This window comes from Erwinia sp. PsM31 (assembly GCF_030433775.1).
In the GTDB taxonomy this organism is placed as follows: domain Bacteria; phylum Pseudomonadota; class Gammaproteobacteria; order Enterobacterales; family Enterobacteriaceae; genus Erwinia; species Erwinia aeris.
The window spans coordinates 56,533-69,752 of sequence record NZ_JARUWZ010000005.1 but is presented as its reverse complement, the minus strand read 5'-3'; the positions used below and the strand labels follow the sequence as shown (position 1 = coordinate 69,752).

Annotated in this window: 13 protein-coding genes; all 13 read left to right on the top strand. The window is 56.4% G+C overall.

From position 1 onward, the window contains the following. Positions 1-15: 15 nt before the first annotated feature. The 13 genes from pyrH (at position 16) to rnhB (ending at position 13,211) form a co-directional block, all read left to right on the top strand. Positions 16-741, top strand: coding sequence for a UMP kinase (pyrH, locus tag QCD69_RS06005; protein ID WP_253455191.1), 726 nt, complete (start codon positions 16-18; stop codon positions 739-741). A 118-nt stretch (positions 742-859) separates the two neighbouring features. Continuing rightward, positions 860-1,417 (top strand): ribosome recycling factor, encoded by a 558-nt coding sequence (gene frr / locus QCD69_RS06000; RefSeq protein WP_125289093.1) that lies wholly within the window; start codon positions 860-862, stop codon positions 1,415-1,417. Positions 1,418-1,541: 124 nt separating this feature from the next. Further along, on the top strand, positions 1,542-2,744 hold the full coding sequence (gene ispC, locus QCD69_RS05995) for a 1-deoxy-D-xylulose-5-phosphate reductoisomerase (protein ID WP_253455190.1): 1,203 nt from the start codon (positions 1,542-1,544) through the stop codon (positions 2,742-2,744). Positions 2,745-2,914: 170 nt separating this feature from the next. Continuing rightward, on the top strand, positions 2,915-3,667 hold the full coding sequence (gene ispU / locus QCD69_RS05990; protein ID WP_253455189.1) for a (2E,6E)-farnesyl-diphosphate-specific ditrans,polycis-undecaprenyl-diphosphate synthase: 753 nt from the start codon (positions 2,915-2,917) through the stop codon (positions 3,665-3,667). Positions 3,668-3,685: 18 nt separating this feature from the next. Continuing rightward, a complete protein-coding gene (gene cdsA / locus QCD69_RS05985; RefSeq protein ID WP_301251362.1) occupies positions 3,686-4,540 on the top strand; it encodes a phosphatidate cytidylyltransferase in 855 nt (284 codons plus the stop codon). Between the two features lie 8 nt (positions 4,541-4,548). Continuing rightward, positions 4,549-5,898, top strand: a complete 1,350-nt coding sequence (rseP, locus tag QCD69_RS05980) for a sigma E protease regulator RseP (protein ID WP_301251361.1) — start codon at positions 4,549-4,551, stop codon at positions 5,896-5,898. Between the two features lie 53 nt (positions 5,899-5,951). After that, complete coding sequence (bamA, locus tag QCD69_RS05975) at positions 5,952-8,354, top strand: outer membrane protein assembly factor BamA (protein WP_253455186.1); 2,403 nt, start codon at positions 5,952-5,954, stop codon at positions 8,352-8,354. A 160-nt stretch (positions 8,355-8,514) separates the two neighbouring features. Beyond that, positions 8,515-9,012: a molecular chaperone Skp gene (gene skp / locus QCD69_RS05970; protein ID WP_125289099.1), complete on the top strand. Its 498-nt coding sequence runs from the start codon at positions 8,515-8,517 to the stop codon at positions 9,010-9,012. Positions 9,013-9,015: 3 nt separating this feature from the next. After that, positions 9,016-10,038, top strand: a complete 1,023-nt coding sequence (lpxD, locus tag QCD69_RS05965) for a UDP-3-O-(3-hydroxymyristoyl)glucosamine N-acyltransferase (protein WP_301251359.1) — start codon at positions 9,016-9,018, stop codon at positions 10,036-10,038. Between the two features lie 171 nt (positions 10,039-10,209). Next, positions 10,210-10,665 carry a 3-hydroxyacyl-ACP dehydratase FabZ gene (gene fabZ, locus QCD69_RS05960; protein WP_024965665.1) on the top strand — a complete coding sequence of 152 codons (456 nt, stop codon included), beginning with the start codon at positions 10,210-10,212 and terminating at the stop codon, positions 10,663-10,665. A 3-nt stretch (positions 10,666-10,668) separates the two neighbouring features. Next, on the top strand, positions 10,669-11,457 hold the full coding sequence (gene lpxA / locus QCD69_RS05955) for an acyl-ACP--UDP-N-acetylglucosamine O-acyltransferase (RefSeq protein ID WP_253455184.1): 789 nt from the start codon (positions 10,669-10,671) through the stop codon (positions 11,455-11,457). 3 nt (positions 11,458-11,460) lie between these two features. Next, a complete protein-coding gene (gene lpxB, locus QCD69_RS05950) occupies positions 11,461-12,600 on the top strand; it encodes a lipid-A-disaccharide synthase (protein ID WP_253455183.1) in 1,140 nt (379 codons plus the stop codon). Then, on the top strand, positions 12,600-13,211 hold the full coding sequence (gene rnhB / locus QCD69_RS05945) for a ribonuclease HII (protein ID WP_253455182.1): 612 nt from the start codon (positions 12,600-12,602) through the stop codon (positions 13,209-13,211). The genes lpxB and rnhB overlap by 1 nt, the downstream gene beginning before the upstream one ends. Positions 13,212-13,220: the final 9 nt, after the last annotated feature.

Below are 13,220 nucleotides of genomic sequence, written 5' to 3'. Positions count from 1 at the left end.
TCCAGGAAAAAAACCATGGCGACCAATGCAAAACCTGTTTATCAACGTATCCTGCTGAAACTGAGCGGCGAAGCTCTGCAAGGCGCGGAAGGCTTCGGTATCGACGCCAGCGTGCTGGATCGTATGGCTCAGGAAGTGAAGGAACTGGTTGAGCTGGGTATTCAGGTAGGTGTGGTTATCGGTGGCGGCAACCTGTTCCGCGGTGCGGGCCTGGCACAGGCCGGCATGAATCGCGTTGTGGGCGACCACATGGGTATGCTGGCAACCGTAATGAACGGTCTGGCGATGCGTGACGCGCTGCACCGCGCCTACGTTAATGCTCGTCTGATGTCGGCTATTCCGCTGAACGGCGTATGTGACAACTACAGCTGGGCAGAAGCGATCAGCCTGCTGCGCAACAACCGCGTGGTGATCTTCTCCGCCGGCACCGGCAACCCGTTCTTTACTACGGATTCGGCGGCCTGCCTGCGCGGTATCGAAATCGAAGCGGACGTCGTGCTGAAAGCGACCAAGGTTGACGGCGTTTACTCTGACGACCCGGTAAAAAATCCGGACGCCACGATGTACGATCAGCTGAGCTACACCGAAGTGTTGGAACGTGAATTGAAAGTGATGGATCTGGCCGCCTTTACGCTGGCCCGTGACCATAAACTACCGATCCGCGTCTTCAATATGAACAAGCCGGGCGCGCTGCGCCGCGTAGTGATGGGTGAAAAAGAAGGCACCCTGATTACGCAATAATGTCCGTTAGCACATAAAATAAGGTATATTCTGCCTTTGTAGTGCGTTACGCACGCTAACAGATAGCTAACAGGCTCTTCTGAGCCTGTCAGGTTAACCAGAATTCAAGGGTTACAACGTGATTAACGAAATCAGAAAAGATGCTGAAACGCGCATGGACAAGTGCCTGGAAGCATTTAAAAACCACATCAGCAAAATCCGCACCGGCCGCGCGTCGCCAAGCATTCTTGACGGCATCATGGTCGATTATTACGGCTCCGCCACGCCGCTGCGTCAGCTGGCCAGCGTAACCGTGGAGGATTCCCGTACGCTGAAAATCAACGTATTTGACCGCTCGATCAGCGCGGCCGTTGAAAAAGCGATCATGGCTTCTGACCTGGGCCTGAACCCAAGCTCAGCGGGCAGCGACATTCGCGTGCCGCTTCCGGCGCTAACGGAAGAGCGTCGTAAAGACCTGATTAAAATCGTGCGCGGCGAAGCCGAGCAGGGTCGCGTTTCCGTACGTAACGTGCGTCGCGATGCCAACGATAAGGTTAAAGCGCTGCTGAAAGATAAAGAAATCAGCGAAGATGAAGAGCGTCGTTCTCAGGATGATATCCAGAAAATGACCGACGTGTTCATCAAGAAAGTCGATGCCGCGCTGGCAGAAAAAGAAGCGGAGCTGATGGACTTCTGAGTCGATCCGCGCCGTGACTTAACGCCGTACAGGGTGCCTTTTTCGGAGGGTAGTCTTACGGCGTTTTGCATTTAATCCCCTGGCTGGCGACTTATCGTCGCAGGTCACTACACAGAGCACCTTCATGAAGCAACTGACCATTCTCGGTTCCACCGGTTCAATCGGTACCAGCACGCTGGCCGTCATTAAAGCGAATCCCGATCTGTTCGCCGTTAAGGCGCTGGTGGCCGGGCATAACGTCGGGCTGATGGCGGAACAGTGTCTCGCTTTCCGGCCGGCTTATGCGGCCATGGCTGACGAGAAGTCCGCCAGCGCGTTACGGCTGCGGTTGAAAGAGCTGAACGTGGCGACCGAGGTGCTGAGCGGCGAACAGGCTGCCTGCGATCTGGCCGCGCTGGACGACGTGGATCAGGTTATGGCGGCGATCGTTGGCGCGGCAGGCCTGCTGCCGACGCTGGCGGCCATACGCGCCGGTAAGGCCGTGCTGTTGGCCAATAAAGAGTCGCTGGTCACCTGCGGCCAGCTGTTTCTGGAGGCGGTAAGCGAATTTAAAGCGCAGCTGCTGCCGGTCGATAGCGAGCATAATGCCATTTTTCAGAGTTTGCCCGCTTCCCTCCAGCGCCAGTTAGGATACGCTTCTCTACAAGATAATGGCATTGACAGCATTATTCTTACGGGGTCGGGTGGCCCTTTCCGTGAAACGCCGCTGGCGGACCTGGCGCAGATGACGCCGGATCAGGCCTGCGCACATCCGAACTGGACGATGGGGCGAAAAATCTCCGTTGATTCGGCCACCATGATGAATAAAGGTTTGGAATATATTGAAGCCCGCTGGCTTTTTAACGCGACCGACGCGCAGATGGAAGTGGTGCTGCATCCGCAATCGGTGATCCATTCCATGGTGCGCTACCGTGACGGCAGCGTGCTGGCGCAAATGGGGTCGCCGGATATGCGTACGCCTATCGCTCACGTAATGGCCTGGCCGCAGCGAGTGCAGTCCGGCGCAAAACCGTTGGATTTTGCCCGCATGAGCGCCCTGACGTTCGCCGAGCCGGACTACGCGCGTTATCCCTGCCTTAAGCTGGCTATCGACGCCTGTAAAACCGGGCAGGCCGCGACTACCGCGCTGAACGCCGCTAATGAGATCGCCGTTGCCGCTTTTCTGGATGCGCAAATCCGATTTACCGATATTGCGCGAGTGAATATGAGCGTTCTGGAAACGCTTTCCTGCCGCGAGCCGGAGAGCGTGGAGGCGGTACTGGATATCGACAGGCGCGCGCGCGCTACGGCGAAAACCTGTTTGTCGCGTTTTCCAACCGCACGCTAACCAGCGTGCGTTTGTGGGGCAGGGGTGGAGGTGTTACAATCTGCGCCCGTCCTTAAAGCGACGTAGCGATACAGCGACAGCTGCCGTGGCCGACACGGCTTTTTTACGTCAAGCGGGCAAACTATTTCAGAAACCGTCGTATTTCTGATTAAAGGAAATAATTACGCGTTATGTCGTCCGAAAATCAAATAAAAACCGATGACCAGTCGGGAGAAAATCCCCGCCACGTGGCCATCATTATGGATGGCAATGGCCGCTGGGCCAAAAACCAGGGGAAAATGCGCATTACCGGCCATAAGGCGGGCGTAAAGTCCGTGCGCCGCGCGGTAAGCTTTGCCGTCAGCAATAAGCTGGATGCGCTGACCCTGTATGCCTTCAGCAGCGAAAACTGGAACCGTCCTCCGCAGGAAGTGATGGCGCTGATGGAGCTGTTTGTCTGGGCTCTGGACAGCGAGGTGAAAAGCCTCCATAAACATAACGTACGCCTGCGAATTATTGGCGATACGGGCCGATTTAACGCTCGTTTGCAGGAGCGTATCCGGCGCGCCGAGGAACTGACTCAGCAAAATAATGGACTTACCCTGAACATTGCCGCGAATTATGGCGGACGTTGGGATATTATTCATAGCGTCAGGAAAATTGCAGAACAGGTGCAGGAAGGTCTGGTTCGTCCGGATCAGATCGAGGAAGAAACCCTCGCACAGCATCTTTGTCTCAACGATCTGGCACCTGTGGATCTGGTAATAAGGACAGGGGGAGAGCATCGAATCAGTAATTTCTTGCTGTGGCAGGTTGCCTATGCGGAGTTCTTTTTTACCGATGTTCTTTGGCCTGATTTTGATGAACAAGTTTTTGAAGGTGCACTGAATGCGTTTGCACAACGAGAGCGTCGCTTTGGCGGCGCAGCACCCGGCGGCGCCTGAGCGCACTGGGGGTAATCCTTGCTGAAGTCACGCCTGATTACCGCATTGATACTTATCCCGATTGTGATTGCGGCGCTGTTTCTGCTGCCGCCTGCCGGTTTTGCTATCGTCACGCTGGCTATCTGTATGCTGGCGGCGTGGGAGTGGGGTCAGTTCGCTGGCCTGGCCTCCAGCTCCCAGCGCGTCTGGCTCGCGGTTCTGTGCGGGCTGCTGCTGGCGTTCATGACGTTTACGCTGCCTGCTTACCATCCTGTGCATCTTCCCCTTATTGCGGGCTCGCTTTGGGCGGCGCTGGGCTGGTGGATAGTCGCGCTGGTGCTGGTGCTCACCTATCCTGCATCGGCATCGCTGTGGCGCGCTTCTCGTGTCTTACGCCTGCTGTTTGGTATTCTTACCATCGTGCCCTTTTTCTGGGGCATGGTGGCGCTGCGCCAGTACCATTACGACAGCGACCATTTTGCCGGCGCCTGGTGGCTGCTCTACGTGCTGTTTCTGGTATGGGGCGCGGATTCCGGGGCCTACATGTTTGGTCGTCTGTTCGGCAAACACAAGCTGGCGCCAAGAGTTTCGCCGGGGAAAACCTGGGAAGGGTTTTTTGGCGGCCTGGTCACTACGGGCATTATCGCCTGGCTGTTCGGGCTGTGGGCGCCGCTGAGCGTATCGCCTGTGACGCTGCTGACCTGCTCCATTGTCGCCACGCTGGCTTCCGTATTGGGCGATTTGACCGAGAGCATGTTCAAGCGCGAAGCGGGCATTAAAGACAGCGGACAGCTTATTCCAGGTCATGGTGGTATTTTGGATCGTATCGATAGCCTGACGGCGGCGGTGCCGGTATTCGCCTGCCTGCTGTTGCTGGCTTTCGGCACGCTATAAGGGACGTTATGTTGAGTATACTCTGGAGCCTTGGGGCCTTTATCGTTGCGCTGGGCATTCTGATCACCGTGCATGAATTTGGCCATTTCTGGGTGGCGCGCCGCTGCGGTGTCAAAGTCGAACGCTTTTCTGTCGGCTTTGGCAAGGCGCTGTGGCGACGTCGCGACAGCCAGGGCACCGAGTATGTTATCGCGCTGATCCCGCTGGGCGGCTATGTTAAAATGCTCGACGAACGCGTCGAAAGCGTGCCGCCGGAGCTTCGCCATCTCTCCTTTAATAATAAAACCGTCGCGCAGCGCGCCGCTATTATCAGCGCCGGCCCGCTGGCTAATTTCCTGTTTGCCATCTTTGCTTACTGGCTGGTTTTTATCATCGGCGTGCCTGGCGTACGGCCTGTGATTGGTGAAATAGTGAGCGGTTCGCAGGCTGCCGAGGCGCAAATTGCGCCTGGAATGGAACTTAAGGCCGTTGACGGTATCGAAACGCCTGACTGGGAAGCTGTGCGGATGGCGCTGGTAGCGAAAATTGGCGACCAGCAGACTACGCTCAGCGTGGCGCCTTTCGGCACCAGCCAGGTTCAGGATGTCCGGCTTGATTTGCGTAACTGGCATTTCGCGCCTGACAGGGAGGATCCGGTCGCGTCGCTGGGCATTCATCCTCGCGGTCCGCAGGTTGAAACCGTGCTGGCAGAAATCCAGTCCGGCTCCGCTGCGGCCAGAGCAGGTTTGCAAGCAGGCGACAGGATCGTTAAAGTCGGGGGTCAGCCGTTGGCGCAGTGGCAGCAGTTTGTCGCCGAGGTTCGCGATAATCCCGGCAGGCCGCTGGCGGTTGAAGTTGAGCGACAGGGTGCATCAGTGGCCCTGACGCTGACGCCGGATGTTAAGCCGGGCAACAAAGCGGAAGGGTTTGCGGGCGTGATCCCACGCATCGTTCCGCTGCCGGACGAATACAAAACGGTTCGCCAGTATGGGCCGTTTGCGGCCGTTGGCGAGGCCAGCGTCAAAACCTGGCAGCTGATGAAGTTGACGGTGACGATGCTGGGCAAGCTGATAGTTGGCGAAGTGAAGTTGAACAATCTCAGCGGGCCGATTTCTATCGCCCAGGGTGCTGGGATGTCGGCGGAATATGGCTTGATTTATTACCTGATGTTTCTTGCGCTAATCAGCGTGAATCTCGGGATTATCAATCTGTTCCCCTTGCCGGTATTAGATGGTGGACATTTGCTGTTTCTGGCGATCGAAAAGATCAAAGGTGGGCCGGTGTCTGAGCGAGTTCAGGACTTCAGTTATCGCATTGGCTCGGTTTTGCTGGTGCTGTTAATGGGGCTTGCACTATTCAATGATTTCTCGCGTCTCTGACAGGGTCAAACCTGCCTGATGCGAGAACCAGTTAGGAAGAATGCATAACAACGATGGCGATGAAAAAGTTGCTCATAGCGTCGCTGCTGTTTAGCAGCGCCACCGTATACGCGGCAGACGGCTTCGTGGTGAAGGATATCCATTTCGAAGGCCTGCAGCGAGTCGCCGTCGGGGCGGCATTGCTCAGTATGCCTGTCCGCGTAGGAGATACCGTCTCCGATGATGATCTCAGTAATACCATCCGCGCCCTTTTTGCGACCGGGAACTTCGAAGATGTTCAGGTTCTGCGCGACGGCAATACGCTGATCGTTCAGGTGAAAGAGCGTCCGACCATTGCCAGCATCACCTTCTCCGGTAACAAAGCGGTGAAGGATGACATGCTCAAGCAGAACCTGGAAGCGTCCGGCGTGCGGGTGGGCGAAGCCCTGGACCGCACCACTATCTCGACTATCGAGAAAGGGCTGGAGGATTTCTACTACAGCGTCGGTAAATACAGCGCCAGCGTTAAGGCCGTTGTTACGCCGCTGCCGCGTAACCGCGTCGATCTGAAGCTGGTCTTTACCGAAGGCGTGTCTGCGAAAATTCAGCAGATCAACGTGGTCGGCAATAAAGCCTTCAGCTCGGACGAGCTGATCTCGCGCTTCCAGCTGCGTGATGAAGTGCCATGGTGGAACCTGGTCGGCGACCGTAAATATCAGAAGCAGAAACTGGCGGGCGACCTGGAAACCCTGCGCAGCTTCTATCTGGATCGTGGCTATGCGCGCTTTAATATCGACTCCACCCAGGTCAGCCTGACGCCGGATAAAAAAGGCATTTATATCACCATCAATATTAACGAAGGCGATCAGTACAAGCTTTCCGGCGTAGTGGTGAACGGCAGCATGGCAGGACACTCGGCGGAAGTTGAATCCCTGTCCAAAATCCAGCCGGGCGAACTCTATAACGGTGCCAAAGTCACCAAAATGGAAGACGACATCAAGAAGATGTTCGGTCGCTACGGCTATGCCTATCCGCGCGTGATGACGCAGCCGGAAATCAACGACGCGGATAAAACCGTGAAGCTGCACGTTAACGTGGATGCGGGCAACCGTTACTACGTGCGTAAAGTGCGTTTTGAAGGCAACGATACCTCGAAAGATTCCGTACTGCGTCGCGAAATGCGTCAGATGGAAGGCGCGTGGCTGGGTAGCGATCTGGTCGAGCAGGGCAAAGAGCGTCTGAATCGTACCGGCTACTTTGAAACGGTGGAAACCGATACGCAGCGCGTGCCTGGCGCACCCGATCAGGTAGACGTGGTCTACAAGGTCAAAGAGCGCAACACCGGTACCTTTAACTTCGGCGTGGGTTACGGTACGGAAAGCGGCGTCAGCTTCCAGGTCGGCGTTACGCAGGAAAACTGGCTGGGCACGGGTAATACCGTCGGCATCAGCGGCACCAAAAACGATTATCAGACCTATGCTGAATTCTCGCTGACCGATCCGTACTTTACGGTTGATGGCGTCAGCCTGGGCGGTCGTGTCTTCTATAACGACTTTAAAGCGGATGACGCGGATCTGTCTGACTATACCAACAGAAGCTATGGTCTGGACGGTACGCTGGGCTTCCCGGTTAACGAGAACAACACGCTGCGCGTGGGTCTGGGCTATGTCCATAACGACCTGTCCAACATGCAGCCGCAGATCGCCATGTTCCGTTATCTGCGCTCCGTGGATCAGAACCCGGATCTGAACAAAGACGCTGACTATTCCGCAGACGACTTCACGTTCAACTACGGCTGGACGTACAACACGCTGGACCGCGGCTTCTTCCCAACCTCGGGTAACCGTACCAACCTGAATGGTAAAATCACTATTCCAGGCTCGGACAACGCCTTCTATAAAGCGACGCTGGATACGCAGCAGTATCTGCCGCTGAATCAGGATCGTACCTGGGTGCTGTTGGGTCGTGGTCGTGTAGGCTATGGTGATGGACTGAGCGGCAAAGAACTGCCGTTCTACGAAAACTTCTATGCGGGTGGCTCAAGCACCGTACGTGGTTTCCGCTCCAACACCATTGGTCCGAAGGCGGCTTACTACAATAACAACTCCAGCACCTGCTCAACGGGAACGCTGTGTGATTCCAACGATGCGGTCGGCGGTAATGCGATGGCAACAGCCAGCGCCGAGCTGATCACGCCAACGCCGTTCCTTAGCGAGAAATATGCGAATTCCGTGCGTACCTCGCTGTTCGTCGATGCCGGTACCGTGTGGGATACCGCATGGGAAAACACCGCAGAAACGCGCGCGGCAGGCATTCCGGACTACAGCGAGCCGAGCAATATTCGTATGTCGGCCGGTCTGGCGCTGCAGTGGATGTCACCACTGGGGCCGCTGGTGTTCTCATACGCTCAGCCGTTCAAGAAATATGATGGTGATAAAGCCGAACAGTTCCAGTTTAATATCGGTAAAACCTGGTAAGCTGCTACGCTTTGCAAACTTTGAGAAAAGCGCTGTCTGACTTTTCTCAACGCTCGCGGTGTCATACCGCGAGTATCGCGCCGTTCACTGGCAGCCTCGCGCTGCCTTAACGCGCAACACATGTGTCCTGGACACAAACGTTGATGGTAAGGAGTTTATAGTGAAAAAGTTGTTGTGTGCCGCAGGCCTCTCTCTCGCTCTGGCGGTTTCCGCCGGCGCTCAGGCCGCTGACAAGATTGCAGTGGTAAACGTTTCCAGCATTTTCCAACAGTTACCGGCGCGTGCGACAGTTGCGAAACAGCTTGAAAATGAGTTTAAAGGCCGTGCGACTGAACTGCAGGGAATGGAACGCGATCTGCAAACCAAAATGCAGCGTCTGCAGCGTGACGGTTCTACCATGAAAGCAAGCGAGCGCAGCCGTCTGGAAAAAGACGTGATGGCGCAGCGTGAAACCTTCTCCAGCAAAGCCCAGGCTTTCGAGCAGGATAACCGTCGCCGTCAGGCAGAAGAGCGTAACAAAATCCTGAGCCGTATTCAGGATGCAGTGAAAAAAGTCGCGGCTGACGAAGGTTACGACGTCGTGGTCGATGCCAACGCCGTGGCTTACGCCAGCTCATCCAAAGACATCACTGCTGATGTTCTGAAACAGGTTAAATAATCAATGTCTTCAATTCGACTGGCTGATTTAGCCCAGCAGTTGGATGCAGATTTGCACGGAGATGGCGATATCGTCATCTCCGGCATTGCTTCTATGCAATCCGCCCAATCCGGTCAAATCACCTTTCTTTCCAACAGCCGCTATCGCGAACAGCTGGCAGCCTGTAAGGCTTCCGCCGTGGTGCTGCAGGCGGCGGACGTAGAATTTTGCCAGAGCGCCGCTCTGGTGGTGAAAGACCCCTACCTGACCTATGCGCGTATGGCGCAGATTCTGGACACCACGCCGCAGCCAGCGACGAATATTGCGCCAGGCGCAGTTATCGACGCTACGGCGAAGCTGGGTAAAAATGTTTCCGTCGGCGCGAACGCCGTTATCGAATCCGGCGTAGAGCTGGGCGATAACGTGGTGATTGGCGCCGGCTGCTTTATCGGTAAAAACACCCGTATTGGCGCGGGCACGCGCCTGTGGGCCAACGTTTCCGTCTATCACGAAGTACAGATCGGCGAAAATTGCCTGATCCAGTCCGGCACCGTTATCGGCGCGGACGGCTTTGGTTACGCGAACGATCGCGGCAACTGGGTGAAAATCCCGCAGCTGGGTACGGTCATTATTGGCGATCGCGTTGAAATCGGCGCCTGTACCACTATCGATCGCGGCGCGTTGGATAACACTCAGATTGGGAATGGTGTTATCATTGACAACCAGTGCCAGATTGCACACAACGTGGTGATTGGCGACAATACCGCGGTAGCAGGCGGCGTAATCATGGCGGGCAGCCTGAAAATCGGCCGCTACTGCATGATTGGCGGCGCCAGCGTGATCAACGGCCACATGGAAATTTGTGACAAAGTGACGGTCACGGGGATGGGAATGGTTATGCGACCAATCACCCAACCTGGGGTATACTCGTCCGGGATCCCGCTGCAACCGAATAAAAACTGGCGTAAAACCGCCGCGCTGGTCATGAACATCGATGAGATGAGCAAGCGCTTAAAAGCTGTTGAGCGTAAAGTCAGCGCGGAATGAGCGTCTGGTTGTTGAACCGCCTTCACTATTCCGCTGCACCTTGTGGAATATAAAAAGAATGCTAAGCATGGAAGGCTGGTGCACGGAAACTGATTTGCGGCCTGCGGACGATGCTCTCGTTGCAGGCCGTGTTATTGATGCCATCAGAATTTTTAGGACAGGAAGAGTATTTTGACTACTGAAACTCATACTCTGAAAATTGAAGAGATTATTGAACTGCTGCCGCACCGCTATCCGTTTCTGCTGGTCGATCGCGTATTGGAATTTGAGGAACATAAGTTTCTGCGTGCGGTAAAAAACGTATCGGTCAACGAACCGTTTTTCCAGGGCCATTTCCCTGGTAAACCGATTTTTCCAGGCGTGCTGATTTTAGAAGCCATGGCGCAGGCGACCGGTATTCTGGCGTTTAAAAGCGTGGGCAAACTTGAGCCGGGCGAGCTGTACTATTTTGCCGGCATCGATGAAGCTCGCTTCAAGCGTCCGGTCGTACCAGGCGATCAGATGATTATGGAAGTCACCTTCGAGAAAACCCGCCGTGGTCTGACCCGCTTTAAAGGCGTGGCGACCGTTGACGGTAAAATTGTCTGCGAAGCAACCATGATGTGTGCGCGCAGCCGGGAGGCGTAATTCGTGATTGATGAAACTGCTGTTATCCACCCCAGTTCAGTGATTGAAGAGGGCGCCGTCATTGGCGCTCGCGTGCATATTGGCCCGTTTTGCTTTATCGGCGCTAACGTTGAGATTGGCGAAGGCACCGTGCTGAAATCGCACGTGGTGGTCAATGGGCATACGAAGATTGGTAAAGACAACACGATTTACCAGTTTGCGTCCATCGGCGAGGTCAACCAGGATCTGAAGTATGCTGGCGAACCGACCCGCGTGGAAGTTGGCGATCGCAACAGCATCCGCGAAAGCGTCACCATCCATCGCGGCACCTCGCAGGCGGACGGCCTGACCAAAGTCGGCAGCGATAACCTGCTGATGGTTAACGTGCACGTTGCGCACGACTGCGTAATTGGCGATCGCTGCATTCTCGCCAATAACGCTACGCTTGGCGGTCACGTCACCGTGGATGACTTTGCCATTATTGGCGGGATGACAGCCGTTCATCAATTCTGCATCATCGGCGCGCACGTGATGGTCGGCGGCTGTTCCGGCGTTGCCCAGGACGTTCCGCCTTTCGTGATCGCGCAGGGCAACCACGCCACGCCGTTCGGCATCAACCTGGTAGGCCTGCAGCGTCGCGGCTTCAGTAAAGAAGCACTGCACGCGATCCGCAACGCCTATAAGGTACTTTACCGCAGCGGTAAAACGCTGGACGAAGCGAAGCCGGAAATCGCCGACATCGCTCGCGAGCATCCTGAAGTGCAGCCGTTCTTCGATTTCTTCGCCCGTTCTACCCGGGGTTTGATCCGTTAAGCCATGCCTCAGCCATTAACGATAGCCCTCGTCGCCGGAGAAACCTCCGGCGATATTCTTGGTGCCGGTCTGATCCGTGCCCTGAAGAGCAAGCACCCGGATACGCGCTTTGTCGGCGTAGCCGGGCCGCTGATGCAGGCTGAAGGCTGCGAAGCCTGGTACGAGATGGAAGAGCTGGCGGTGATGGGCGTCGTGGAAGTGCTGGAACGCCTGCCGCGCCTGCTGAAGATCCGCCGCGATCTGACGCAGCGCTTCAGCGAGCTTAAACCGGATGTCTTTGTCGGCATCGATGCGCCGGACTTTAACATTACGCTGGAAGGGCGCCTGAAGCAGCGCGGGATCCGCACCATCCACTACGTTAGTCCGTCCGTATGGGCGTGGCGACAGAAGCGCGTCTTCAAAATTGGTCGCTCGACCGATCTGGTGCTGGCGTTTTTACCGTTTGAAAAAGCCTTTTACGATCGCTATAACGTTCCCTGTCGCTTTATTGGTCATACAATGGCCGATGCGATGCCGATCGAGCCGGACAAGCGCGCCGCGCGGCTGGAGCTGGGTATTGCGGAAGGGGTGCCCTGCCTGGCGCTGCTGCCGGGCAGCCGCAATGCGGAAGTAGAAATGCTCAGCGCCGATTTTTTGCGCACTGCAGAGCTGCTGCGCGCCAAATGGCCCAATCTTGAAATCGTGGTGCCGCTGGTGAATCCACGGCGTCGCGAGCAGTTCGAAAAGATAAAAGCGGAAGTCGCGCCCGATTTGCCAATGCATTTGCTGGATGGCAAAGGCCGTCAGGCGATGATCGCCAGCGATGCGGCGCTGCTCGCTTCCGGCACGGCCGCGCTGGAGTGTATGCTGGCGAAATGCCCGATGGTGGTAGGCTACCGCATGAAGCCTTTTACCTTCTGGCTGGCGAAGCGCCTGGTGAAAACCGACTACGTCTCGCTGCCAAATCTGTTAGCCGGCCGCGAGCTGGTGAAAGAGCTGTTGCAGGATGAGTGCCAGCCGGCACAGCTGGCGGCCGCGCTGGAACCGCTGCTGGCGCAGGGCGAAACCCGCGATCGCCTGCTGGCGACCTTTACCGAACTGCATCACCAAATTCGCTGGAATGCCGACGAGCAGGCCGCCGCCGCCGTACTGGAGCTGTGTTAATGAGTTTTATCTATCCCCAGGCCAGCCTGATTGCTGGCGTGGATGAAGTAGGCCGCGGCCCGTTAGTCGGCGCGGTCGTGACCGCTGCGGTTATCCTTGACCCGGCAAAACCGATCGTTGGCCTGGCCGACTCGAAGAAGCTGTCGGAAAAACGCCGTCTGGCGCTGTTCGATGAGATCAAAGAGAAGGCGTTAAGCTGGAGCCTGGGCCGCGCGGAACCGGAAGAAATCGACCAGCTGAATATTCTGCACGCCACCATGCTGGCGATGCAGCGCGCCGTGGCGGGCCTGGCGATCGTGCCGGATTTCGTGCTGATCGACGGCAACCGCTGTCCGGCGCTGCCGATGCCCGCGCAGGCGGTGGTCAAAGGCGACAGCCTGGTGGCGGAAATCAGCGCCGCGTCGATTATCGCCAAAGTGACGCGCGACAAAGAAATGGCAGAGCTGGATCTCCTGTTCCCGCAGTATGGCTTCGCCCAGCATAAGGGCTACCCAACGGCGCTGCATATGGAGCGGCTGGCGCTGCACGGCGCTACGCCACATCATCGCCGCAGCTTCGCGCCGGTGCGCAATGCGCTGCTGGATGCCGAAGTGCTCGCTGCGGCCCGATAACAAGTTCTC